The sequence below is a fragment of the Gilliamella sp. Pas-s25 genome (genome assembly GCF_009795885.1).
In the GTDB taxonomy this organism is placed as follows: Bacteria; Pseudomonadota; Gammaproteobacteria; order Enterobacterales; family Orbaceae; genus Gilliamella.
In genome coordinates, this window is record NZ_WTEV01000019.1 from 1 (window position 1) to 23,053 (window position 23,053).

23 protein-coding genes and 1 pseudogene are annotated in these 23,053 nt (G+C 36.6%); 12 read left to right on the forward strand and 12 right to left on the reverse strand.

All coding sequences use genetic code 11. The annotated features are described in order from the left end of the window. Positions 1-309 precede the first annotated feature (309 nt). The 3 genes and pseudogenes from GQ593_RS09175 to GQ593_RS09185 all read right to left on the reverse strand — a co-directional run bounded on the left by GQ593_RS09175 (position 310) and on the right by GQ593_RS09185 (position 2,184). Positions 310-690, reverse strand: coding sequence for a hypothetical protein (locus GQ593_RS09175; RefSeq protein WP_160431757.1), 381 nt, complete (start codon positions 688-690; stop codon positions 310-312). Positions 691-770: 80 nt separating this feature from the next. Next, a pseudogene (locus GQ593_RS09180) lies at positions 771-1,850 on the reverse strand (IS3 family transposase). 58 nt (positions 1,851-1,908) lie between these two features. Then, the gene (locus GQ593_RS09185) at positions 1,909-2,184 is read right to left on the reverse strand and encodes a transposase (protein WP_160431758.1); all 276 of its coding nucleotides are present in this window, start codon (positions 2,182-2,184) and stop codon (positions 1,909-1,911) included. A 116-nt stretch (positions 2,185-2,300) separates the two neighbouring features. On the opposite strand from GQ593_RS09185, the gene GQ593_RS09190 reads away from it, so the two are divergent. The 5 genes from GQ593_RS09190 (at position 2,301) to GQ593_RS09210 (ending at position 4,309) form a co-directional block, all read left to right on the forward strand. After that, positions 2,301-2,630 carry an RHS repeat-associated core domain-containing protein gene (locus GQ593_RS09190; RefSeq protein WP_337189719.1) on the forward strand — a complete coding sequence of 110 codons (330 nt, stop codon included), beginning with the start codon at positions 2,301-2,303 and terminating at the stop codon, positions 2,628-2,630. 87 nt (positions 2,631-2,717) lie between these two features. Continuing rightward, positions 2,718-2,903 (forward strand): hypothetical protein, encoded by a 186-nt coding sequence (locus GQ593_RS09195; protein WP_160431760.1) that lies wholly within the window; start codon positions 2,718-2,720, stop codon positions 2,901-2,903. A 4-nt stretch (positions 2,904-2,907) separates the two neighbouring features. Continuing rightward, a complete protein-coding gene (locus tag GQ593_RS09200) occupies positions 2,908-3,447 on the forward strand; it encodes a hypothetical protein (protein ID WP_160431761.1) in 540 nt (179 codons plus the stop codon). An 82-nt stretch (positions 3,448-3,529) separates the two neighbouring features. Continuing rightward, on the forward strand, positions 3,530-3,862 hold the full coding sequence (locus GQ593_RS09205; RefSeq protein WP_160431762.1) for a hypothetical protein: 333 nt from the start codon (positions 3,530-3,532) through the stop codon (positions 3,860-3,862). A 15-nt stretch (positions 3,863-3,877) separates the two neighbouring features. Continuing rightward, the gene (locus GQ593_RS09210) at positions 3,878-4,309 is read left to right on the forward strand and encodes a hypothetical protein (RefSeq protein WP_160431763.1); all 432 of its coding nucleotides are present in this window, start codon (positions 3,878-3,880) and stop codon (positions 4,307-4,309) included. A 229-nt stretch (positions 4,310-4,538) separates the two neighbouring features. Here the strand turns inward: GQ593_RS09210 and GQ593_RS14255 are convergent, their stop codons facing one another. The 6 genes from GQ593_RS14255 to glmU all read right to left on the reverse strand — a co-directional run bounded on the left by GQ593_RS14255 (position 4,539) and on the right by glmU (position 12,287). Continuing rightward, a complete protein-coding gene (locus GQ593_RS14255) occupies positions 4,539-4,628 on the reverse strand; it encodes an IS3 family transposase (protein ID WP_442903604.1) in 90 nt (29 codons plus the stop codon). Between the two features lie 363 nt (positions 4,629-4,991). Further along, positions 4,992-5,543 (reverse strand): MltR family transcriptional regulator, encoded by a 552-nt coding sequence (locus tag GQ593_RS09220; protein ID WP_160431765.1) that lies wholly within the window; start codon positions 5,541-5,543, stop codon positions 4,992-4,994. Further along, positions 5,543-6,715, reverse strand: coding sequence for a mannitol-1-phosphate 5-dehydrogenase (locus GQ593_RS09225; protein WP_160431766.1), 1,173 nt, complete (start codon positions 6,713-6,715; stop codon positions 5,543-5,545). Before GQ593_RS09225 ends, GQ593_RS09220 begins: the two co-directional genes overlap by 1 nt. Before the next feature lie 79 nt (positions 6,716-6,794). Further along, complete coding sequence (locus GQ593_RS09230) at positions 6,795-8,672, reverse strand: PTS mannitol transporter subunit IICBA (RefSeq protein WP_160431767.1); 1,878 nt, start codon at positions 8,670-8,672, stop codon at positions 6,795-6,797. A gap of 393 nt (positions 8,673-9,065) precedes the next feature. Further along, positions 9,066-10,898, reverse strand: coding sequence for a glutamine--fructose-6-phosphate transaminase (isomerizing) (glmS, locus tag GQ593_RS09235; RefSeq protein WP_160431768.1), 1,833 nt, complete (start codon positions 10,896-10,898; stop codon positions 9,066-9,068). 3 nt (positions 10,899-10,901) lie between these two features. Further along, the gene (glmU, locus tag GQ593_RS09240; RefSeq protein ID WP_202115439.1) at positions 10,902-12,287 is read right to left on the reverse strand and encodes a bifunctional UDP-N-acetylglucosamine diphosphorylase/glucosamine-1-phosphate N-acetyltransferase GlmU; all 1,386 of its coding nucleotides are present in this window, start codon (positions 12,285-12,287) and stop codon (positions 10,902-10,904) included. Between the two features lie 152 nt (positions 12,288-12,439). Here glmU and hemG point away from each other — a divergent pair, with 152 nt between their 5' ends. From hemG to GQ593_RS09260, 4 genes are all read left to right on the forward strand, one after another. After that, positions 12,440-12,961, forward strand: coding sequence for a menaquinone-dependent protoporphyrinogen IX dehydrogenase (hemG, locus tag GQ593_RS09245; protein WP_160431800.1), 522 nt, complete (start codon positions 12,440-12,442; stop codon positions 12,959-12,961). A 165-nt stretch (positions 12,962-13,126) separates the two neighbouring features. After that, complete coding sequence (gene typA, locus GQ593_RS09250; protein ID WP_091346614.1) at positions 13,127-14,953, forward strand: ribosome-dependent GTPase TypA; 1,827 nt, start codon at positions 13,127-13,129, stop codon at positions 14,951-14,953. A 283-nt stretch (positions 14,954-15,236) separates the two neighbouring features. After that, a complete protein-coding gene (locus GQ593_RS09255) occupies positions 15,237-15,491 on the forward strand; it encodes a type II toxin-antitoxin system prevent-host-death family antitoxin (protein ID WP_160431769.1) in 255 nt (84 codons plus the stop codon). Continuing rightward, positions 15,484-15,738 (forward strand): Txe/YoeB family addiction module toxin, encoded by a 255-nt coding sequence (locus GQ593_RS09260; protein ID WP_085248226.1) that lies wholly within the window; start codon positions 15,484-15,486, stop codon positions 15,736-15,738. The genes GQ593_RS09255 and GQ593_RS09260 overlap by 8 nt, the downstream gene beginning before the upstream one ends. Positions 15,739-15,804: 66 nt before the next feature. On the opposite strand, the gene GQ593_RS09265 is transcribed toward GQ593_RS09260, so the two are convergent. Continuing rightward, positions 15,805-16,221, reverse strand: a complete 417-nt coding sequence (locus GQ593_RS09265; protein WP_085248224.1) for an RnfABCDGE type electron transport complex subunit B — start codon at positions 16,219-16,221, stop codon at positions 15,805-15,807. Beyond that, positions 16,221-17,933 (reverse strand): formate--tetrahydrofolate ligase, encoded by a 1,713-nt coding sequence (locus GQ593_RS09270; protein WP_160431770.1) that lies wholly within the window; start codon positions 17,931-17,933, stop codon positions 16,221-16,223. Before GQ593_RS09270 ends, GQ593_RS09265 begins: the two co-directional genes overlap by 1 nt. A gap of 140 nt (positions 17,934-18,073) precedes the next feature. Between GQ593_RS09270 and sohB the strand changes: the two genes are divergently transcribed. The 3 genes from sohB to GQ593_RS09285 all read left to right on the forward strand — a co-directional run bounded on the left by sohB (position 18,074) and on the right by GQ593_RS09285 (position 22,798). After that, positions 18,074-19,183 carry a protease SohB gene (gene sohB / locus GQ593_RS09275; protein WP_160431771.1) on the forward strand — a complete coding sequence of 370 codons (1,110 nt, stop codon included), beginning with the start codon at positions 18,074-18,076 and terminating at the stop codon, positions 19,181-19,183. A 289-nt stretch (positions 19,184-19,472) separates the two neighbouring features. Then, on the forward strand, positions 19,473-21,173 hold the full coding sequence (gene aspT / locus GQ593_RS09280; RefSeq protein WP_160431772.1) for an aspartate-alanine antiporter: 1,701 nt from the start codon (positions 19,473-19,475) through the stop codon (positions 21,171-21,173). A 29-nt stretch (positions 21,174-21,202) separates the two neighbouring features. After that, positions 21,203-22,798 (forward strand): bifunctional aspartate transaminase/aspartate 4-decarboxylase, encoded by a 1,596-nt coding sequence (locus GQ593_RS09285; RefSeq protein WP_160431773.1) that lies wholly within the window; start codon positions 21,203-21,205, stop codon positions 22,796-22,798. Between the two features lie 26 nt (positions 22,799-22,824). On the opposite strand, the gene GQ593_RS09290 is transcribed toward GQ593_RS09285, so the two are convergent. Next, entirely contained in the window at positions 22,825-23,049 is a 225-nt protein-coding gene (locus tag GQ593_RS09290) for a hypothetical protein (protein WP_160431774.1), read from the reverse strand. Between the last annotated feature and the right edge of the window lie 4 nt (positions 23,050-23,053).

The window sequence follows — 23,053 nt, forward strand, 5'->3', positions numbered from 1 at the left end:
GGTCAGGCGGTTGCCTTTGGCAATATTGGCGTGAAAAGGCGCGGGTGCCAGCGCTTGGGTTTCAGTGCGTTTATTGCCGGTTTGGCCTCAGGATAAGTCACCGTATGTAGCTGATCAGCATTATAATACCAGTAACAGCGTGGCTGATGCCTAGTGATTTCAGCAAGTTGTGCATCAGGGTTATAATGATACTAATATTGCCAGATTTAATGCGACGAAAGTCAAACAAGATAAGTTAATTGCTAAATTTCTCTTGTTAATTTAATAAATAAAATATGCTCCCCACTAGTAATATGGAGATTTCACTATTTACTTTGAATAACGTTCTCTTAATTTATTCATATAAAATTCGATTGAATCTTTGTCTTTAGGATGCGCTTTAATATAGCTATCAGATATTATCTGCATAAGTTCAACAAATTTTTGTGCGGAAAGCTCTGAACTATCCATTTCTCCAACATAAAAATCAACACTTTTGAAATCTTGTGGGTCTTCATAATCTTCATCTAACGCATATCCTAAACCTTCGTGTACATCACATCCAATACCTCGTGATGCATCGTAAATAAATTGTAAAAGATTCATTTTATGTTCTTTGTACATCGTTTCGATTAAGTAATATAAATCACTTCCACCTTGTTCTTCTATTTCTTTTTCTATTGTATTTAACCATGTTAAATTATGATTCATTTTATATTCCTCGTTGGTATTGTAAGAAATGCATTGCTAATGTAAATACCCCAAACTTAGTACACAACTCACGTAGAAAATTAAGCTGCCTGTTTTAGTGTTTTATACTCAATCGGCGTCATATTATTTAGTGCTTCATGAGGTCTTTCGGTGTTATAACTGGTTAGCCATTCTTCGGTTACCTTTCTTACTTGTTCCAGATTATTAAATAAATATAAATCTAATACCTCTGTGCGATAGGTGCGATTAAATCGTTCAATATAGCCATTTTGATATGGGCTACCGGGCTCAATATAATCTATGGTTATACCATGTGATTTTGCTCAATAAGTGAACGTATTTCCAGTAAATTCTGGTTCATTATCTACTCGTATTTTGAATGGATAACCATGATATTCAGTCAGTTTATCCAGATAACGAGTGATCCTGCCTGCCGGCAAACTGACCGCAATATCAATACCTAACGCCTCACGATTAAAGTCATCGATGACATTGAAGGTCCTAAAGCGACGTTGATTACGGCTACTATCACTCATAAAATCCATTGACCAACATTCACCTTGTGTACTGGGTGCTGATAGTTTTTCTGGGCTTCGCGGAGGAATGCGCTGTTTACGCTTTACCCTGAGTAAGCTTTAATTGGCAATACACCCGATACACCCGTTTATGATTCCATTTATAGCCGAGCTTTCTGATACGATGAAAACATTTGGGAAAGCCCCAGCGTAAATGCTTGTCAGTTATCGCACTGAGTACCGATATAATCACCGAATCATCCATTAACTTAGGTTGATAATAGTAAGCACAACGGCTTAAGCCAACAATGGCACAACTCATAGCAATAGTAACTAAATGATTTTGTTGTAGTTGCTGTGCCCACGTTTTACGTGCCTTTGTGGGCACTAAAGCTTTTTTATGATTTCTTCCTGAAGCTGGGATTTTAAGCTCAGTTCGGCAAAAATCTGTTTAAGCTTACGGTTTTCAGCCTCAAGCTCCTTTAAGCGTTTGATATCCGAAGTTTCCATTCCGCCGTATTTTTCCCGCCATTTATAGAAAGTTGAATTACCCATGCCATATTTACGACAGAGCTCCTTGACAGGAATACCCGCTTCAGCTTCTTTTAAAATAGCGACGATTTGATGTTCAGTCATTTTTTTCATAATTAAATCCCCCTTTACTTTTATCATAGAGAATTTTCTACTTTTTTGCTGTACTATTTTAGGGGATAGTTACAATATCATTCTCCATTAACAAGCGTTTATTCTCTTTGCGTAGCGCGATAAGTTCGTTCTCTTCAGTTCGACGATTATCTTTTGCGATGAATGAGCCGGTAGTTTGGTACTGCATTATCCAGTTATCTAATGCTGATTTGGTGAGGTCATACTCTGCGACGATATCCGCACGTTTTTTACCATTTTGATATAGCATGACCATTTGTTTTTTGAACTCGTTAGTAAAGCTACGTTTTGCTCTTCGTGATGAATCGATTGCCATTGTTGTTACCTTCTCTTATTTTTAGTTTATCATAACAATGACCTTATAAAACTGGTACTAATTAGTGTAGCCGATCCAGCCAATGGTATAAAACCGTTCGCTGGGTTGTGGTGCAGGTGCTTTGCCTGTGGTTAATAGGACTTAACTACAACCTAAACCGCTATTATGATCCATTTACGGGCAGGTATATTACCCAAGATCCGCTTGGTATACTGGGTGGCTTAAATAGTTACCAATATGCCGGTAGTGATCCGATAAATTGGGTTGATCCGTTAGGGTTGGTTAATACGGCTTCAAAAGCCAACGAAAAACTACTAGAAAAAACAAAATCCATAGCAATTGAAAGCTCAGTTCCAGATATTTATTCCGATTTAGCAATACAAGCCACAAAAAATGGTGAATTTGATCAAATTATGTTAGGTAAATATAATGAAAAGGGTATTTAATATGTTAAAGAAGCTATACGAGAGGATGCTACATATTTTGAATTAAATAATTGGTCAGAAATAGCAGCAAAACTTGGTGAAGAAAACATGTGGAAAATTAATGAAGCTTTTCTTGAGCAGCAAGTTGCTTTAAATAAAACAATATTACTATCCCATAATCCTTATACTGCCACCGGCTATTTTTCGCAAGAAGTAAACTTTTTGATAAAACTTAATTACTATTTTGTAAAAGAAGAAAAGTATTGGCGAGCCATTAAAAGCACAGGAAATTAATATAATGAAAGACGATATATATCAGCAAGCAAAAGAAATATTTTTTAAATATCAGGGAAATCCTTTTTTTATGGAGCAAGATTATTTATATAAAACATTTAAAAATTATAATGTTCCTCAGAATATATTAACTGATTGGTATAAAGAATTACTATTAAAAAATAAAGAAAAGTTATTATCTACATCAAATAATGAAAAAATGATAGGAGACTTTTTTTTATATTTAGATTTAATCAGATGTAATAAAAATTATTTTTCGACTGATGATATCACATTTGCCTTTAATTTCTTGCGTAACAATGAAAAATTAGATGATTTTTCTAGGTTATTGATGATAGAAACTATAATTGATTTTATAAAATATACAAATTTTTCTGATAGTACTATAAAAGATTATTGCAAAAATATTTTATCCAAAATGGATATTGCTTCATTTACCGTTGATGACAGCTATAAATATAATGGAAAGTTACCGTCACACGCATTAAAAGAAAATATAGCTCCACGGATATTAAAAGATCTTGAACAAATATCACTGCTTTAAACCATACCGAGCACTATGTTTATAATGATAGCCCCCTGATTATTTAGCGTAAGATAGCTAATGGGGCGAGTGTGTTAGTGAAGTGATTCAGGGCAACCGCCGCTGGCAATACTACTATAACGAGTATGGCGACCGCAAACAAACCATTAGCCCCGAAGGCAAAAAAACGAGCTATAAATATAATCAAGACGGGCAATTACGAGGCATAACGCAGTCGTTAATCGGCATGCTTTATGATAACTCGGGGCGTGAATGTGAGCATTTTCAAGACAATGGACGAGTTAACCGCTATCAATATGACCCGATCGGGCAACTTATTTATCCGGGAGGAGGTTCTCAGTTACAAATATTACTAACCCGTGATGAAATTAATAAATTAATTACTTCTGTAGGAAAACCCAAAGTAATTAACTAATAAAGGAATATTGATATGAAAAAAATACAACAATTTTATGAAATAGCTAAAAAAAATGTCAATGATATAAAGCCCGATGAAATTTGGCATGAATCTGATATTGTACCAACAACAATTGGATGGATATATGAAGGAAAATCCCATAAAATTGTAAATAAATATGGCATAAGAAGCATCATATTAGAGCCTTTTTGTTGTATTGCTGTTATTGAATCTATTTATGATGAAAAAACAAATAATGCTTATATTATAGAAAATATTGGAACAATAAAATGGGATGTGAAAAAATTAGTTTATGAACAAAAAGGAGATAAAATCAACTATATTCACAGTCTTTATTTTTATGACAACATTATTTACTTTTTATTTGATAAATCATTAATTACTTATCGATTTAGTGTAGATCCTATTACAGGTGAAGTAGGAAATTATATTGAAACTAAATAAAATGTTTTTTCCTCATATGTCAACTGCAATAATTCAATAGAATTAACCGACTAATTCTGATGGAATGAAAACACAAATACATATCCCTGATAATTTGTTGTGTTTCATTAATAAACCTAATTATATTACAACCTAAACCTGGAATGGCAACACATTTTCAAACAAAAAAATTAAGGGGTAAATGTTTTTTTAATTCGACGGGAGGTAAGTAGCTTAACGAAGAATGTAATCATTTATTATTATACCAGTAGGTATAAGCCGAAAAAACGCGTTGTAACTCCGTTGTTGAGTTGAAACTTTGACCTTTTACAAACTCCATTTTTGTTGCTTTTTCTTTTGCATATCCAACCAATAAATCATTTAAAAACAAATTTTTTTCTTTTAACAGTATAGAATCCTGAATTATTTTTACATGTGTGGTATCAGAAGACACGATTGTTATTTGCAGTGAAGGTTATAAAATAAAAAAAATTAATGATTTAAGTTGAGATATCGCGTATGCTAGCAACCAGCTCAAATATATCTTTAATAAAAAAGCAAGAAAAAACAAGAAATAATAAAAGGTATTAACCAAAGATCAGTAACAAAAAACTATATGTGTTTTGTATATCGGATGCAGCAATAGCTATGTTTAATTTATTTTGAGTCGAAATAACTGAACATTTAGCAAAAGAGTTGGTCATTATGGAAAGTAGTTGATATGTTCTTTGTTTATGATGCGCAACGTCAGTTCGGTAATAGCAATAATTAATGCTGAGCGTATCATTTGTTGATAGCGGTTTTGGTACATAGAGGATTTTAAAGTGTCGACAATGCCAGATTGTTTGGCTTTTTCGTGTTGTGATTCCCAGCTTGGTGGAAACACCATATCATGTAATAAGCTAATAGGCCCTAAAATTTCATCATCTAAATAAGTATATTGCCTGTCATCTTGCTCTAGCTCGTCTAAAATAGCAATCAGTAGCTCTATATCTTCGTAATCCTCACGAGAAATAATTCCCAACGCATAAAGTAGTTTTAAGCAAACAGATGTATCATTGAGTGGTCCATTTTTACCGACTAATGACGGAATGACAAATTTAATAGCGTGTGGTTCTTTTCGAAAGACTTTAAGAATTAATTTGTTGACATTATCATTGATTAATTTTATTGCAACATTTAGCAAGCTGTGAATGTCAGCTTGCTGGTTAAGTTTTTCTAATATCGTATCTTCTTGTAATATCGATTCTGGCATTAGGTGTTATGGGTAAATTGATGATTTTGCATTGTAGTATAAATTTCTTCAATTTGCTTAACAATAGAATTGTTAACATCAATACCTGCGATTTGACAAAAAGCTTGTATAACACCTTTTTCAGTAATGAGTTTTGCCAGTTCAACCGCTTGCTCATCATCACTATTACGATAGTTGAGAGCAGCTGCGATACCGATTAGTAAGTTAGTATTTTTAAATTGATACTCAAAAGTACCTAGCAATGGCTTAATTAAACGATCACCAGCGCCTAATTTACGCATTGGTTGACGACCAACACGTGAAGTATCATCATGCAAATAAGGATTTTCAAAACGGTTTAAGATTTTTTCGATATAGGCCATATGTTTTTGTTCATCAAAATTGTAACGTTTGATAAGTACTAAACCACTTTCTTCCATAGCCCCACGAACAATTAAACGAATTTTTTCGTTTAAAATTGCATCACGAATGGTCTCAAAACCATAATAGAAACCTAAATAAGCCGTAATTGCATGCCCCGTATTTAAGGTAAATAGCTTACGTTCAACAAAAGCCATTAAGTTATCAACAGGTTGCATACCTTTAATTGTCGGAATAATACCAACAAATTGTGTCTCATCGACAATCCATTCTGAAAAAGTTTCTACAGTGACTTCTAAAATATCACCTGTTTTTGACGTTGCAGGCGGTACAATACGATCCACTGCTGAATCAACAAAACCAATATGGTTATTCACCCAATGATGAAGTTGTTGTGGCAATGCATTGAATATTTCTTGTTTAAATTGGCTGGTACCACGAACCATATTTTCACAAGCGATAATATTAAGTGGTTTGGTATTGCCTTGTTTATGACGCTCAACAATACCTTGTGCAATACTTGGGGCAATACGTGCTAAAACTTGAGGACCAACAGCGGTGGTGACTAAATCAACCTTAGCAATATAATCAATAACTTCATTAGATGTGCTGTTAATTCCATCGACATTTTTGACTATTTCGGTAGTCGATTGTTCACCAACAACATTTACTGGGTATTGGTGACGAGTGGCGATTGCATCAATGATTTGTTGGTTGACATCGGCGAATGTGACATGAATGCCTGCGTCTGATAGTAATTTTCCAATAAAACCACGCCCAATATTACCTGCGCCAAAATGTAATGCTTGCATTATAATAATCCTTAATTAAATTTATTTTTAAAAATGGTAATGGTTTCCCACTTGTTAAGTGGGAACGATAAAGGTGATACTAACTTAAAATAGCGAGTACCTCTTCAATACTTGTTGTGTTAACAAGTTTGGCAATAATGTCTTGATCATCAAGGGCATTAGTCAGTTTTGCAATGACATCAAGGTGTTCATTGTTACGTGCAGCAATACCTATTACAATTTTCGCTTGGTCGTCTTCGTCTTCGCCAAATTGAACACCAGCTGGGTATTGGCAAAATACGATGCCAGTTTTAATAACTTTGTCTTTTGATTCAATCGTACCATGTGGAACGGCTATCGATTCTCCTAAATAAGTTGACGTTAATTTTTCACGATCTAGCATTGCTTCAATGTAGGCCGGTGTAACATAACCATTATCGACCAATTTTTGCCCAGCAAAACGAATTGCTTCTTCTTTGTTTTTAGCGGTTAGCCCTAAAAAGATGTTTTGTTCTGATAATTTAAATAGAGGCGTATTATCAGTGGATTGATTACTGACAGGTGTCGTTTCAGCTGCCTGACTATTCGCTTGAGAACTTAAAAGATCCGCCACCAGTTGGCTATATAATTGACTGTCTAAAAAATTGGTTAATGAAATATGATATGCATCTGGGGCATGTTGCTTGGCTTGATCGGTTAAGTCTTTATGCGTGATAACTATGTCAACATCATTGGGTAGATTATTAATTGCTAAATTAGTGACCAAAATATCTAAATCTGTATCTTGTATTTTTTTGCGTAATACACCTGCTCCCATCGCACTTGATCCCATTCCTGCATCACAAGCCACAATAATTTTTTTTACTTTAGCCAGATCAAACATACTATTTGCAATACCTTTTGATTCATTTTTCATTGCAGAAATATTTGATTTTGCATCTTCAAGACTTTTGTCTGTCTCTTTGGTTATTTTTAATAAAATAGCGGAAACGATAAAAGTAACCATGGTTGCAGCAATAACAGAAAAAATTACGCCAAGCATGGATGATTTTGGTGTGACGGCAAGAACTGCAATGATTGAACCTGGTGATGCAGGTGAGCTTAACCCTGCTCCAAATAGTGTTAAAGTAAATACACCTGTCATTCCCCCTAAAATAACGGCAATAATAAGACGTGGATTCATTAATACGTAAGGGAAGTAAATTTCATGGATCCCACCAAAGAAGTGAATGATCGCAGCACCGCTGGCTGAGCTTTTTGCCGATCCTTTACCAAAGAACATATAAGCGAGTAATAAACCTAAGCCAGGACCAGGGTTGGCTTCGATTAAAAAGAAAATAGATTGAGAATATTCAGCTGCTTGTTGAATGCCTAATGGTGAGAATATACCGTGGTTAATGGCATTATTTAAAAAAAGAATCTTAGCGGGTTCAATAATGATCGACGTTAAAGGTAATAAATTATTCTCAACTAAGAAATTAACGGCAATAGTTAATTTACCGGATGTAATAACGACAGCTGGACCAATTGCGAAAAAAGCAAGCAATGCAAGTAGCATACCGATAATGCCTGCTGAGAAATTATTGACTAACATTTCAAAACCGCTTTTGACTTTACCGTCTATGGCTTTATCAAACTGCTTTATTACCCAGCCAGCAAGTGGACCGACGATCATCGCTCCTAAGAACATCGGAATATCTGAACCAACAATGACGCCCATTGTTGTGATTGCACCAACCACGGCACCACGTTCACCGTGAACTAATTTACCGCCAGTATAACCAATCAAGAGTGGTAATAGATAAGTAATCATAGGTCCAACTAGCTTGGCAATAGTTTCATTAGGGAACCAGCCTGTTGGAATAAAAATAGCGGTAATAAATCCCCAAGCAATAAACGCACCAATATTTGGCATAACCATATTACTTAAGAATCGTCCAAAATTTTGGACTTTTAATTTGATGTTTGAGGTTGTCATAATATTCATCTTTCCTTATTGATTGGTATTATCATTATGCAGTTATTGTAGAGGGATTTTGTTATTCGATTCATCAAAAAAAATTGATAAGTGTGATGAACATCACATTGTTAAAAGCAATCCATTTTTTATTTTTGTGATTAAGATCACATTTTTAGGTTTAAAAAGCGCAGCATTAAGTCCAATAGACTAAAACACATATTTTCCTGAAACTTTTTTACAAAATAAGTGATCTTCGCCAAACGCGTTAACAAATACTTGCGCCATGATAAAAAATCACTGAAAAACATATCACCGTAAAAATTTAGTTTTTTGTAGATGTTATGTGAGAACTTTACTTTTGATTACGAGTTTTGATTACGATGTCAGTCCTCACATTTAATGTAGTGAAATTTATTCCACGGTAACCGATTTTGCTAAATTACGAGGTTGATCGACATCAGTGCCTTTGATTAAAGCAACATGATACGCGAGTAGTTGTGTGGGTACGGTGTAATAAATTGGTGCGGTAAGTTCTTCTATATGGGGTAGATTAATGATGTGCATGGTGTCATCACTGACAAACCCCGCATCTTGCTCGGCAAAAACATACAGTTGACCGCCACGCGCTCGCACTTCTTCTATATTGGCTTTTAGTTTTTCTAGCATTTCGTTGGTGGGAGCCATCACAATTACTGGCATGTCTGCATCAATTAATGCTAATGGACCATGTTTGAGTTCGCCAGCGGCATAGGCTTCAGCATGAATGTAAGAGATTTCTTTGAGTTTTAGTGAGGCTTCCATCGCAATTGGGTATTCATTGCCCCGCCCTAAAAATAACGCATGATGTTTATCAACAAATTGCTCAGCTAATTTTTTAATTTGTGGTTCAGAGATAAGCACTTGTTCAATGCGGTTTGGCAAGGTTTGTAGGGCGTGGACAATCGCTTGCTCGGTACTTTGTGCCATATTATTTAAACGCCCTAATTTTGCAACTAGTAGCAATAATACGGTCAATTGTGTGGTAAAGGCTTTAGTTGATGCAACACCAATTTCAACTCCTGCTCTGGTTAATAAAACTAAATCGGCTTCACGTACGAGTGTGGATGCAGCCACATTACAGACAGCAAGGGTGCTTAAGTAGTGGTTTTCTTTCGCCAATCGCAAGGCTGCGAGTGTGTCAGCTGTTTCGCCTGATTGTGAAAGGGTTATAAATAGACTGTTTTTGCGACGAGCGGGATTACGGTAACGAAATTCTGAAGCAATTTCGACATCGCACGGTATACCCGCTAAGGCTTCAAACCAGTAGCGTGCCACCATACCGGCATTATAAGCGGTGCCACAGGCAACAATTTGCACATGCTCAACCTGCTTTAGTATATTTTCTGCATTCTCACCAAGTTCCGATAAATCCACCTTACCATGTGCCATACGCCCTTCAAGGGTATTTTTGATCGCATTAGGTTGTTCGTAGATCTCTTTTTGCATGTAGTGGCTATAGCCTGCTTTGCTACCCGCATCGTATTTTGCATCAGATTCTATACATGGGCGCATTACTTCATGATGATTTTTGTCTATGATAGTCACTGTGTGGTGAGTGATAAGCGCGGTATCGCCTTCTTCCAAATAGATAAATTGGCGGGTGACAGGTAATAGTGCTAACTGATCTGATGCAATAAAGTTTTCGCCTACGCCACAACCAATAACTAAAGGGCTGCCAGAGCGCGTTGCAACTAATATATCTGGGTTGCGCGTGTCCATAATGACTGTGCCATAAGCGCCTCGTAGCTGTGGGATAGCTTTTTGCACGGCGTCAAATAAGGAACAATCTTCGGTTGATATAATGTCATGAATTAAGTGGGCAATAACTTCAGTGTCGGTTTCTGAACGGAATTGGTAGCCTTTGGCGATCAGCTTTTCACGCAATGGTTCAAAATTTTCAATAATTCCATTATGCACGACAGCAATAAAGCCAGATATATGTGGGTGGGCGTTATGTTCAACGGGTTCACCATGGGTTGCCCATCGAGTATGTGCAATGCCGGTAACTCCTTTAAGTGGATGTTTTGCAATGGCGTCTGTTAGGGCTTGCACTTTGCCAACACGGCGAACGCGTTGTAGTTCGCCGTGTGGTGAGATAATTGCCAGTCCTGCTGAGTCATAACCACGGTATTCTAATCGTTTTAGACCTTCTAATAATATTTCAGCAACATCACGTTTGGCGATAGCACCCACAATACCACACATAATTTATTCCTCGTTAGTTAACTTTGTAGGTCGTTTCCAACCAGCAAGTTGTTTTTGTTTAACTCGACTTACGACCAATTCGTTGTCGTTCACATTGTTTGTAACGGTTGTACCTGCTGCAATGGTAGCGCCTTTACCCACTTTTACTGGTGCAATCAATTGTGTGTCAGAGCCGACAAATACATCGTCTTCAATAATGGTTTTAAATTTATTAGCGCCATCATAATTACAGGTGATAGTGCCAGCACCGATGTTGACATTACTGCCGATTTCGCTGTCGCCAAGGTAGCTTAAGTGTCCAGCTTTGGTTGCTTTACCTAGATGTGCTTTTTTTAATTCGACAAAATTGCCGACATGGGCTTGTTCGTCAAGCTGTGAGCCTGGTCGTAGGCGAGCAAACGGACCGATAGTACACTGTTTAGCGATAGTTGAATCTTCAATAATGCTATACGGGCTGATATTTGAATTATCATCAATTGTACAGTTTTTTAAGATGCAGCCTGCACCTATAAAAACGTTATTGCCTAATTTTACATTGCCTTCAATAATCACGTTACAGTCAATGGTAACATCTTTACCATGTGTGAGTGTGCCGCGTAAGTCAAAGCGCTTTGGATCAAGCAGTGTGACGCCAGCAAGTAATAAATGTTGAGCTTGTTGGTGTTGATATTGTCGTTCTAATGTAGCTAATTGCAGACGATTATTGACACCTTCAACTTCAAATGGTTGCACTGGGTGCGAGGTTAATATTTCATAACCATCTTGGTGCGCAAAAGCAATAATGTCGGTTAAGTAAAACTCTTGTTGCGCATTATTGTTGGTTAAACGAGCTAGCCAATTTTTCAACAATTTGCCAGTAACAAGCATGATACCCGTGTTAATTTCATCGATTTTTTGTTGCTCAGGTGTGGCATCTTTTTGTTCCACAATGGCAACGACTTTGCCATTGTGGCGTTCAATACGTCCATATCCAGTTGGGTTATCAAGTATTACGGTCAATAATGCGATGCCTTGCTTTGGTTTGTTAGCAATTAAAGTTTGCAGCGTTTGAACCGATATAAGGGGGGTATCACCATATAAAATTAAGATATCTTCATCATCTTGAATATAAGGGATAGCTTGTTGAACAGCATGACCAGTGCCGAGCTGTTCAGCTTGATAAACCAGTTGCACATGTTGATCTTTGAGCGTGTTTTCAAGTTGTTCTTTGCCATGACCATAAACAATATTGATGCGATTAGTATTAAGTTGTTGAACTGTATCAATAACATGTTGTAACATCGGCTTGGCGCCGATTTTATGTAAAACTTTAGGTAGGTTGGAATACATCCGTGTACCTTTTCCTGCCGCCAAAATAATAGCACTCAGTTTTGGAGGTGAAATGACCATAATCAGTTCCAGTCTGGTTAAATTAGCCTAATACTATAATCAAAGTTTTTAACGAAATCATCCCCAATCTTTTAATTTTTATCATAAAAAAAGTAATGTTGATATTTACCAATGGGTTTAACAAAAAAGGAGGCAATGTTATGAATTCCGTGATGAAAGTTTTATTACTCTATACCACACATGAAAAGCAGACACTGAAGATTATGCAACGCATAAAAACACAACTTAATGGTAAATGTGATTGCGATGTTATTGAACTGCTACCCGATACTAAAATTGATCTAACTCAATACCAAGCTGCATTATTAGGTTGTTCAATTCGTTATGGATTTTATAGCAAAGTGATGAAAGCATTTATTGATAAGCATTATAACCAATTAAATAATATGAAGTCTGGATTTTTTGGGGTAAATATGGTGGCGAGAAAACCCAATAAAAATACGCCAGAAACAAATTTATACACCAAAAAATTCTTAGCCAAAATAGCATGGAAACCAACCATTACTGCGGTTTTTGCCGGTGCGCTTTATTATCCACAATATAATTGGTTTGATCGCAATATGATCCGTTTGATTATGTGGTTAGGAAAGGGCGATACTGATGTGACAAAACCGATGATTGAATATACGGATTGGGCAAAGGTAGATGAGTTTGCCGATCAGTTTTATACTTAAACGCATAGTTTCCTGAAACTTTTTCACAAACAAATCGATATTTTTCTAAACTTATCAACTTTTCAAGTTCTTTTAAATAAACTTTGTGATATAGATCAACATTTATATTAAAAAGGTGTACAATACCGCGCCTATAGAATGTGTCTCCTAATTGGAATTTTAATTGTGATTGAAAATTTAAGAAATATTGCCATTATTGCCCACGTTGACCATGGTAAAACGACTTTGGTTGACAAGTTATTAAAACAGTCGGGTACGTTAGATAATCTACGTGGTGACGATAACGAACGTATCATGGACTCTAATGCGCTTGAAAAAGAGCGTGGTATTACCATTTTAGCTAAAAATACCGCTATTGATTGGAATGGTTACCGAATTAATATCGTTGACACCCCAGGACATGCTGATTTTGGTGGTGAAGTTGAACGTGTTATGTCGATGGTTGATTCTGTACTATTGCTCGTTGATGCAATGGATGGACCAATGCCACAAACACGTTTTGTAACGCAAAAAGCATTTGCTTATGGTTTAAAACCAATTGTGGTTATCAATAAAGTCGATCGTCCCGGTGCACGTCCTGACTGGGTTGTTGATCAAGTATTTGATCTGTTCGTTAATTTAGGGGCAACTGATGAACAGTTAGATTTCCCTATCGTTTATGCTTCAGCATTAATGGGGATCGCAGGTTTAGATCATGAAAATATGGCTGAAGATATGACGCCATTATTTGAAGCGATCGTTAAATATGTTGAACCACCAAAGGTTGATTTAGACGGTCCATTCCAAATGCAAATTTCTCAACTTGATTATAATAATTATGTTGGTGTTATTGGTATTGGTCGTATTAAACGCGGTCGCGTTAAACCAAATCAACAAGTGACTATTGTTGATAGTGAAGGCAATAAACGGACTGGCAAAGTAGGTCAAGTTCTTGGTCATTTAGGACTACAACGCTATGAGGCTGAAGTTGCCGAAGCTGGCGATATTATTGCATTAACGGGGCTTGGTGAACTAGGCATCTCTGATACGATTTGTGATAATAGCTGCGTTGAAGCATTACCTGCGTTAACCGTTGATGAACCAACTGTAACTATGTTCTTTAATGTCAATAGCTCACCGTTTGCAGGTAAAGAAGGGAAGTATGTGACTTCTCGCCAAATTCTTGAACGTTTAAATAAAGAGCTTGTCCATAATGTTGCACTTCGTGTCGAAGAAACGCCAGATCCAGATGCTTTTAGAGTCTCAGGTCGTGGTGAATTGCATTTGTCTGTACTCATCGAAAATATGCGCCGTGAAGGTTATGAGTTAGGGGTTTCTCGTCCTAAAGTTATCTTTAGAGAAATTGACGGTAAAAAACAAGAGCCATTTGAACAAGTTACGCTTGATATTGAAGAACAACATCAAGGTTCAGTGATGGAAGCACTTGGTTTACGTAAAGGTGACTTAACAAACATGCTACCAGATGGTAAAGGTCGCGTACGTTTAGACTATATCATTCCAAGTCGTGGTCTTATTGGTTTTAGAACTGAATTTATGACCATGACCTCAGGTACCGGTTTGCTTTATTCTACCTTTAGTCATTATGATGACGTTCGCCCAGGCGAAATTGGTCAACGTAATAATGGCGTAATGATTTCAAACGGTACTGGTAAAGCATTGGCTTATGCGCTATATGGCTTACAAGACCGTGGTAAGTTATTCCTAGGTCATGGTGCTGAAGTTTATGAAGGTCAAATCATTGGTATTCATACTCGCTCAAACGACTTAACCGTTAACTGTTTAACCGGTAAAAAATTAACAAATATGCGAGCATCAGGTACTGACGAGGCAACAACACTTTCACCTCCAATTAAAATGTCATTAGAACAAGCATTAGAGTTTATTGACGATGACGAATTAGTGGAAGTTACACCATTATCTATCCGTTTACGTAAACGTCATTTAACTGAAAATGATCGTAAACGTGCGTTTAGAAGTGGTAATAAAGACTAATGTAGTATTAGTGCTACCGTAATATGAAAACCTCGCTATTTAGTTAGCTCGACTTAATAATAAACCTCGATACAATTCGGGGTTTATTTTTGTCTATTGTGATAATAAAACGATATCGTTTTCAATGTGCTTGATGAGAACGCGAAAAGCTATCGTTTTTCCCTGCGACTAGTTTATTAGTTTTATCAATTTTTCTATAATTTAAGGAAAAATAACAGTTGATGTTGTACAAGTATTTTGTACAATGTTAGCAGGTTAATTAAGTTTTCAATAAGGAAATATTATGAGGCATATTAGTTATTCAGCGGCAAGAGCAAATTTATCAGCTAAAATGGATGAAGTTGTAAATGACAGAATGCCAACTATTATTACTCGTCAGAACGGGAATAATTGTGTCTTAATGTCATATGAAGAGTATGCATCTTTAGAAGAAACAGCACGCTTATATCGTTCGCCTGCAAATGCAGCTCATTTGTTGCGTTCATTAGAACAAATTAATAGTGGAAAATTGCAAGAGCATGAGTTGAACGATGAATAAATTATTTTCTGATGAGTCTTGGAGTGATTATCTATATTGGCAGAAAACTGATAAAAAAATGATTAAACGCATCAATGAACTTCTTAAAGATATTAGCAGAACACCATTTTCTGGCCTAGGTAAGCCCGAAAGCCTAAAGTTTAATTTATCTGGCTATTGGTCAAGAAGGATTGATAGTGAACATAGGTTAGTTTATAAAATTGAAAATAATTGCATTATTATTCTATCGTGTCGTTATCATTATTGAAACTAGAAACTAGAAACTAGAAACTAGAAACTAGTCAACAAAGTTGGCTCAGATTGTCGAACCCCGCTATTTAGCGAGGTTTTTTTTGGCTTTTACTCTTGCAATGGCGTCGGCTATTGACTGTTTACGATCGGTGGGAGTGCTGATTTTGTTTGTCGTCGGCATGGTGCGTGGAAACAAGATCGTTGGTGGCACTAACTGATTATGGCCTAATCGCTGTTGCTTTTTCTGAGTTAGCATTAACTCTTCTGATTCGCTCAATACGCTACCTAACGTACTTAATGTAATACAGTCTGTTGGGCAGGTATTGATACAATTACTACATGAGGTACATAATTGTGGCAGTATTGTGTGCAATACTTGTTTGCTACCGACAATGGCATCGGTTGGGCAAACACGGATGCACTTGCCGCAGCCAATACAGTTTTCTTCGTCAATAAATGCTTTATATTGTTGTTGAGTTTGCATAATCACTTCTTGCATTAACTTAAACCTACAATATTACCATCTTTGTCAATATCAATTTGTCTATAAGCTGGATTAGTGCCTAGCCCTGGCATAGTCATTACATTACCAGCATAAACACGAATAAAACCAGCACCAGCAGATATAGCTAAGTGACTAATGTCGACATCAAAATCGGTAGGTACATTTTTTAGATTGGCATCAGCGCTAATTGACATAGGGGTTTTAGCGATACAAAGCGGCAAATGATCGAGTTTTAAAGCTTCTATCTCTTTGATATTTTCCAGTGCTTGTGCTGATAAATTAGCTTTGTTGGCGCCGTATTTTTTTACCATAGTTTGGATTTTATCAGCAAGTGACATGTTGTCAGGGTAAGGTAATTTGATCTCACTTGGCATATCACACGCTTTGATAACATGCTCTGCCAGTTTTTCAGCGCCTTTACCGCCTTGAGTGAAAACTTCACTCACTTCGCAAGCAAATGCCCCATGTTCAACTGCATATTTTTGTAAAAATGCGAGTTCTTCTTCACTATCGTGTGGAAAGCGATTAATGGCAACAATTACTTGTAGCCCATAACTTTTAGCATTGTTGATATGCCACGCTAAATTAGCCGCACCAATTTCAAGCAGCTCCACATTAGATTCTGAGATTTCTTTTGGAATCGCTTGTCCTGGTTTGATATTATATTTACCGCTGTTAGATTTTAAGCTACGAACCGTTGCAACCAGCACTACACATGAGGCTTTTATTCCTGCTTGGCGATATTTAATATTAAAGAATTTTTCCATGCCCATATCTGATCCAAAACCAGCTTCAGTTACGACATAATCGGCAAGTTGCAAAGCAATGCGATCTGCAATGACAGAGGAGTTGCCATGGGCAATATTAGCAAAAGGTCCCGCATGAATAAGTACCGGCGTATTTTCAACTGTTTGCATCAGGTTTGGATTAATTGCATTTTTTAGTAACACTGTCATAGCGCCCGCAACTTCAAGTTGTTCTGCGGTAATCGCTTCACCTTGAGTATTATAAGCAAGAATAATACGCCCAATGCGTGCACGCATATCGTGTAAATCTGAGGCTAATGCTAAAATTGCCATAAGTTCTGACGCTGCGGTAATTTCAAATCCATCTTGGCGTGTAATGCCATTAACGCCACCACCGACACCAACAGTAATTTTGCGAAGCGCACGATCGTTATGATCTATCACGCGTTTCCACACAATGCGATTTACATCGATATTGAGACGAGGCAAGCCCGTTTGTGCGGTAAATTCATCGCCCAAGCGTTCTTCATGATAAAGCCGTGAATCTAATGCGGCTGATGCCAAATCATGGGCGGCAGTAATAGCGTGAATATCACCAGTTAAATGCAGATTTAAAGTTTCCATAGGTAATACTTCAGCCTGACCACCGCCAGCAGCACCACCTTTTACACCAAATACAGGACCTAAACTTGGCTGACGGATACAAGCAATGGCTTTTTTCCCAATATAATTTAAGCCTTCACTTAGTCCGATAGTATTCACCGTTTTACCCTCACCAAGTGGGGTTGGCGTAATAGCGGTAACTAACACTAATTTGCCGTTAGGTTTGTTTTGGTTGGCTTTAAGAATGGATAGATCGATTTTTGCCACATGTTTGCCATAAGGCAGAACAAATTCTTCTGGGATGTTGCATTGTTTAGCGATTTCAGTAATTGGGCGTAAAGGCATATTAGTTCTCATCTAACAATAAATTGGACTATCAGTATAAATAATTTAAATTGCCGAATAAAGCGACTATTTTATCTTTATTGATTTTCGGCACAATTTATAATTATCTTGTTATAATTACTAAATACATACAAACAAAGGATAATAGTTAAATGAATTGGTTTTCTGAGTATTCACTTTTTTTAGCTGAAACCGCAACAGTCGTTATTGCAATTTTAGCTGTGTTAATTTTTATGCTAAGTCAACGCCGTAAGTCAGCAACGGTGGCAGGGCGTTTATCGGTTAAAGATATTAGTCAAGAATATGAGCAAGTTAAAGATGACATGTTAATGTCAAGTATGGACGAGCTAGAAGCTAAGCTGTTTATGAAAGATCTTAAAAAACAGAAAAAACTTGAGAAAAAGCAGGCAAAGTTAGCGGCTAAACAAAAAAAGAAACAAGTTAAAAAGCAAGAAAAATCTGACGAACACTCAACGCCAGTAAATACAACCAAGCCAGCAGAGAGTCATACAGACCAGCAAGTAAAACCAAAATTGTTTGTATTGTCTTTTAACGGCAGTATGGATGCGCATGAGGTTGAAGAGTTACGTCAAGAAATTACAGCAGTATTGGCTGTTATTAAACCAGAAGATAAAGTTGTCGTTAAACTGGAAAGCCCTGGTGGTGTCGTCCACGGTTATGGACTTGCAGCATCGCAACTATTACGGTTTAGACAGCGTGATATTCCTTTTACCGCTGTGGTTGATAAAGTTGCTGCCAGTGGTGGTTATATGATGGCATGTACAGCTTCAAAAATTGTCGCTGCACCATTTGCCATTGTGGGCTCAATTGGTGTGGTTGCACAAATTCCTAACTTTAACCGCTTACTTAAAAAACATGATGTGGATATTGAGTTACAAACAGCAGGTGCGTATAAACGTACGTTAACCATGTTTGGAGAAAACACTGAAGAAGGTCGCCAAAAATTTAAACAGGAATTAGAAGAAACTCATATTTTATTTAAAGATTTTGTTAAAGAGTATCGTCCAAACGTGGATATCGAACAAGTTGCCACTGGTGAGCACTGGTTTGCAACGCAAGCCAAAGATAAAGGCTTAGTTGACGAAATTAGTACCAGTGATGATTTTATTTTATCTCACTTAGAATCGCATAAAATTATCGCTGTTAGTTATCAACGTAGACAAAAATTATCAGAAAAAATTTCAAAAAATGTCGTAAAGAGTGTCGAAAAATTATTTTTCAGACAAGGAAATGGGCTGTAATAGCCCTTTTTAAATCTATAATTTACGCGCAATCTTATATCAATATTATGGCGACGCCTCAATTTTTTTTCCAAAACAATTTATTAATCAATTTAGTATTTTTTTAATGAATATTACTTATCATCCTATATTATCTTCTAACGATAGCATTAATTGTTAAAACTGAATATCTATTAATCTAATTGCGATTTAATATAAAGCAATATTCATACAAATTGATGAATATGGCTCCATTCTATTACATATCTTTTTTATGATTCATAAATCACTATGCTTGAGGACAATTATTATGTTTCAATGGCTTTCAAACTGGATTTTAGATGGACTTAAACACTCCCCTGAAATTTTATTATTTTTATCGTTGAGTTTAGGGTATTTAATTGGTGGCATTCGGATGGGAAAATTCCAACTTGGTGGTGTCGCCGGTTCATTACTCGTTGCCGTTGCGTTAAGTGTTTTTGGTGTGACTATTGACGCAGGCGTTAAAGCGATTCTTTTCGCACTGTTTATTTATGCAGTAGGTTATGAAAGTGGTCCTCAGTTTTTCCGCTCACTGGGCGTTAAAACATTACGCGAAATATTCTTAGCATTATTTATTGCAGTTGCTAGTTTTATAACTGTTGTGGTATTAGCTAAAATATTCAATTTAGATAAAGGTCTTGCTGCTGGTTTAGCGGCAGGTGGTTTAACCCAATCTGCTATTATGGGTACGGCTTCTGATGCTTTAAGTCAACTTGGATTAAGTGTCGAAGAGTTAAGAAAAATGCAAGCAAATGTCACCATTGGCTATGCGGTAACTTATATATTTGGTTCACTAGGTGCCATTATTGTGTGCGTTAATATTTTGCCAAAAATCATGGGGAAAGATATCGCCGATGATGCAATTAAAGCACAAGCTGAACAGCTTCATGGATCACTTTTATTGGGGGCTGATCAAAATCTAGCTTTATCAGATATTAGTGGTCGTTTATATCGTGTTTCAAACAAAATCAATCAAACCGTTGCGCATGTGGAGCAAACTGTTAATGGTATTAGCATTGAGCGTATCAAGCGTGGCAATAACATTATTGAAGCAACACCAGAAACAGTATTAAAGTCGAAAGATATCATTCTAGTTGTTGGTCACCGTGATGCAATGATTAAAGCGCATGATCTACTTGGTACCGAAGTTAATTCAGCATCAGGTATGGACGTTGTGATGAACAAGCTAGATGTTGAAATGCGTAACAACAAGTATGTAGGACAAAATCTTACACAAGTGCTCACTTCTGACGAAGTCATGAAATTAAAACATGGTATCTATCTTGTGGCTATTCATCGTGATGGTCAATCTCTTCCCCTTAATAATGATATCTATTTAAAACTAGGTGATGTTATTACCATTTATGGTGCTGATGGTGATCTTCGTCGAGTGGTTGATAAAATCGGTGCGCCAATTACTAAAAGTGAAAAAACTGACTGGATATTCCATGGGTTAGGGCTTGTTGTCGGTCTTATTATTGGCTTAGTTGTGATTCGTGTTAGCAATATTCCAATTACTTTAGGTGCAGGCGGTGGTGCGCTTTTATCTGGTTTATTATTTGGTTGGTATCGCTCTGTTCATCAAACTATTGGTAATATTCCAACTGGTGCAGTGCAACTTTTAAAAGACTTTGGCTTAGCAGGTTTTGTTGCTGTTGTGGGTCTCAGTTCAGGTCTTCAAGCGATTAATACTATTAAAGAACAAGGTTTATCCCTATTTCTAATTGGTGTGGTTGTGACCTTATTACCGATGCTGCTTGCCATCTATTTTGGTAAATATGTGCTTGGCTATAAAAATGCAGCAGTATTTGCTGGTGCGTTAGCTGGAGCACGTAGCGCTAATCCTGCTTTTGGTGAAGTGCTTAATAAAGCTGGCAACTCAACACCAACTAATTCTTTTGCTATTACTTATGCTTTAGCTAATGTCTTCCTAACTTTATTAGGTCCATTAGTTGTTGCTTTTGTTTAATTGATATATCAAATTAAGGATACAAATGTATGAAAAACAATACACAATACAGTCAATATGCTAATTTAAGTCCTTTTGAATTGAAAGATAACTTAATTAAACTGGCACAAAGTCATACTGATCGCGTAATGTTAAATGCAGGAAGAGGCAATCCTAACTTCCTTGCGACTTGGCCTCGACAAGCCTTTTTTCAATTAGGTGTGTTTGCAACTCAAGAATCCGAAATGTCATTTTCATATTTAAATGAAGGCGTTGGGGGTATGCCAATCAAAGATGGATTAACAGGACGCTTTGAACATTTTATTTGTCAAAACTATAACACTCCTGGGGTTGCCTTTTTAGGTAAAGCTTTTTCTTATATTCGTGACCAACTTGGGCTGGACGAAAATGCTTTTTTACAAGAGATGGTAGAAGGTATTTTGGGATGCAATTACCCAGTACCTGACAGAATGCTACATTTTAGTGAAGATGTGGTTAAAGCCTATATTTTACAACAAATGGGCGCTCAATATCTGGATCGTGATAACATCGATTTATTTGCCGTTGAAGGTGGCACAGCTGCCATGGCTTATATTTTTAATTCAATGAAAGAAAACGGTTTAATCCAAAAAGGCGATAAAATTGCTATTGGTGCGCCAATATTTACGCCTTATCTTGAGATTCCCGAACTCAATGACTATCAACTAGTTGAGGTGTTAATCAATTCTGATCCTAATGCAAATTGGCAGTACCCTGAGTCAGAATTGCGTAAATTAGAAGATCCATCAATTAAAGCCTTTTTCGTTGTTAATCCATCTAACCCGCCATCAGTTAAAATTGATGATAAAAGTCTAAAAATTATTGCTGATATTGTTAAAAAACGCCCTGATTTGATTATTCTGACCGATGACGTTTATGGTACATTTGCGGATGATTTTCAATCTTTATTTGCAATATGCCCACAAAATACCATTTTAGTTTATTCATTTTCTAAATATTTTGGTGCGACTGGTTGGCGTTTAGGTGTCATTGCCACAGCTCGCGATAATGTTATCGACAAAACAATTAAAGCATTACCAAACAAAACTAAACAGATCTTAAATAAACGCTATAGCTCAATTGTTACTGATCCAGAAAACCTAAAATTTATTGACCGACTAGTGGCTGACAGCCGTGCGGTTGCATTAAATCATACTGCCGGTCTTTCAACACCACAACAAGTACAAATGGTTTTATTTGCATTATGCGAAATGATGGATAGCGATCAAAGTTATAAATCTGCATTAAAATCACTAATCCGACGCCGTGCAGCATCACTTTATCAACATTTAGGTCTTAAACATCAAACCGATGAAAATAGTGTAGATTACTATACGCTAGTGGATCTTGAACATATTTGTCGAGAATTATATGACGATAATTTTGCAAAATGGATCCTAAAAAATAAAAATCCATCTGAAATGTTATTTAGAATTGCTGATGAAGCAGGGGTTGTATTATTACCAGGTAAAGGCTTTGCCGTACAGCATCCATCAGCTCGAGCTTCGTTAGCTAATTTAAATGAGTACCAATATGCCGCAATTGGTTTATCAATGCGCAAATTGGCAGAAGAATATTATGATGAGTATAAAGCTAAGAATAAATAGTTAATTAGTTAATCTAATAAGTCAACTCAAAAACCCTTAAAAACATAGGGTTTTTGAGTAAGGGTATTGTACACATTATCTACTCGTATTTTGAGTGGATAACCATGATATTCAGGCAGTTTATCCAGATAACGGGTAATTCTGCTAGCTGGCAAGCTGACCGCAATATCAATGCCTAGCGCCTCACGATTAAAGTAATCGATGACATTGAAAGTTCTAAACCGGCGTTGATTGCGACTGCTGTCACTCATAAAA

What these genes read in the sequence shown, in the direction of transcription:
- GQ593_RS09175 (WP_160431757.1), bottom strand. Translation starts at nt 690, where the DNA reads ATGAATCATAATTTAACATGGTTAAATACAATAGAAAAAGAAATAGAA.
- GQ593_RS09185 (WP_160431758.1), bottom strand. Translation starts at nt 2,184, where the DNA reads ATGGCAATCGATTCATCACGAAGAGCAAAACGTAGCTTTACTAACGAG.
- GQ593_RS09195 (WP_160431760.1), top strand. Translation starts at nt 2,718, where the DNA reads ATGTGGAAAATTAATGAAGCTTTTCTTGAGCAGCAAGTTGCTTTAAAT.
- GQ593_RS09200 (WP_160431761.1), top strand. Translation starts at nt 2,908, where the DNA reads ATGAAAGACGATATATATCAGCAAGCAAAAGAAATATTTTTTAAATAT.
- GQ593_RS09210 (WP_160431763.1), top strand. Translation starts at nt 3,878, where the DNA reads ATGAAAAAAATACAACAATTTTATGAAATAGCTAAAAAAAATGTCAAT.
- GQ593_RS14255 (WP_442903604.1), bottom strand. Translation starts at nt 4,628, where the DNA reads ATGGAGTTTGTAAAAGGTCAAAGTTTCAACTCAACAACGGAGTTACAA.
- GQ593_RS09220 (WP_160431765.1), bottom strand. Translation starts at nt 5,543, where the DNA reads ATGCCAGAATCGATATTACAAGAAGATACGATATTAGAAAAACTTAAC.
- GQ593_RS09225 (WP_160431766.1), bottom strand. Translation starts at nt 6,715, where the DNA reads ATGCAAGCATTACATTTTGGCGCAGGTAATATTGGGCGTGGTTTTATT.
- GQ593_RS09230 (WP_160431767.1), bottom strand. Translation starts at nt 8,672, where the DNA reads ATGACAACCTCAAACATCAAATTAAAAGTCCAAAATTTTGGACGATTC.
- glmS (WP_160431768.1), bottom strand. Translation starts at nt 10,898, where the DNA reads ATGTGTGGTATTGTGGGTGCTATCGCCAAACGTGATGTTGCTGAAATA.
- glmU (WP_202115439.1), bottom strand. Translation starts at nt 12,287, where the DNA reads ATGGTCATTTCACCTCCAAAACTGAGTGCTATTATTTTGGCGGCAGGA.
- hemG (WP_160431800.1), top strand. Translation starts at nt 12,440, where the DNA reads ATGAAAGTTTTATTACTCTATACCACACATGAAAAGCAGACACTGAAG.
- GQ593_RS09255 (WP_160431769.1), top strand. Translation starts at nt 15,237, where the DNA reads ATGAGGCATATTAGTTATTCAGCGGCAAGAGCAAATTTATCAGCTAAA.
- GQ593_RS09260 (WP_085248226.1), top strand. Translation starts at nt 15,484, where the DNA reads ATGAATAAATTATTTTCTGATGAGTCTTGGAGTGATTATCTATATTGG.
- GQ593_RS09265 (WP_085248224.1), bottom strand. Translation starts at nt 16,221, where the DNA reads ATGCAAGAAGTGATTATGCAAACTCAACAACAATATAAAGCATTTATT.
- GQ593_RS09270 (WP_160431770.1), bottom strand. Translation starts at nt 17,933, where the DNA reads ATGAGAACTAATATGCCTTTACGCCCAATTACTGAAATCGCTAAACAA.
- sohB (WP_160431771.1), top strand. Translation starts at nt 18,074, where the DNA reads ATGAATTGGTTTTCTGAGTATTCACTTTTTTTAGCTGAAACCGCAACA.
- aspT (WP_160431772.1), top strand. Translation starts at nt 19,473, where the DNA reads ATGTTTCAATGGCTTTCAAACTGGATTTTAGATGGACTTAAACACTCC.
- GQ593_RS09285 (WP_160431773.1), top strand. Translation starts at nt 21,203, where the DNA reads ATGAAAAACAATACACAATACAGTCAATATGCTAATTTAAGTCCTTTT.
- GQ593_RS09290 (WP_160431774.1), bottom strand. Translation starts at nt 23,049, where the DNA reads ATGAGTGACAGCAGTCGCAATCAACGCCGGTTTAGAACTTTCAATGTC.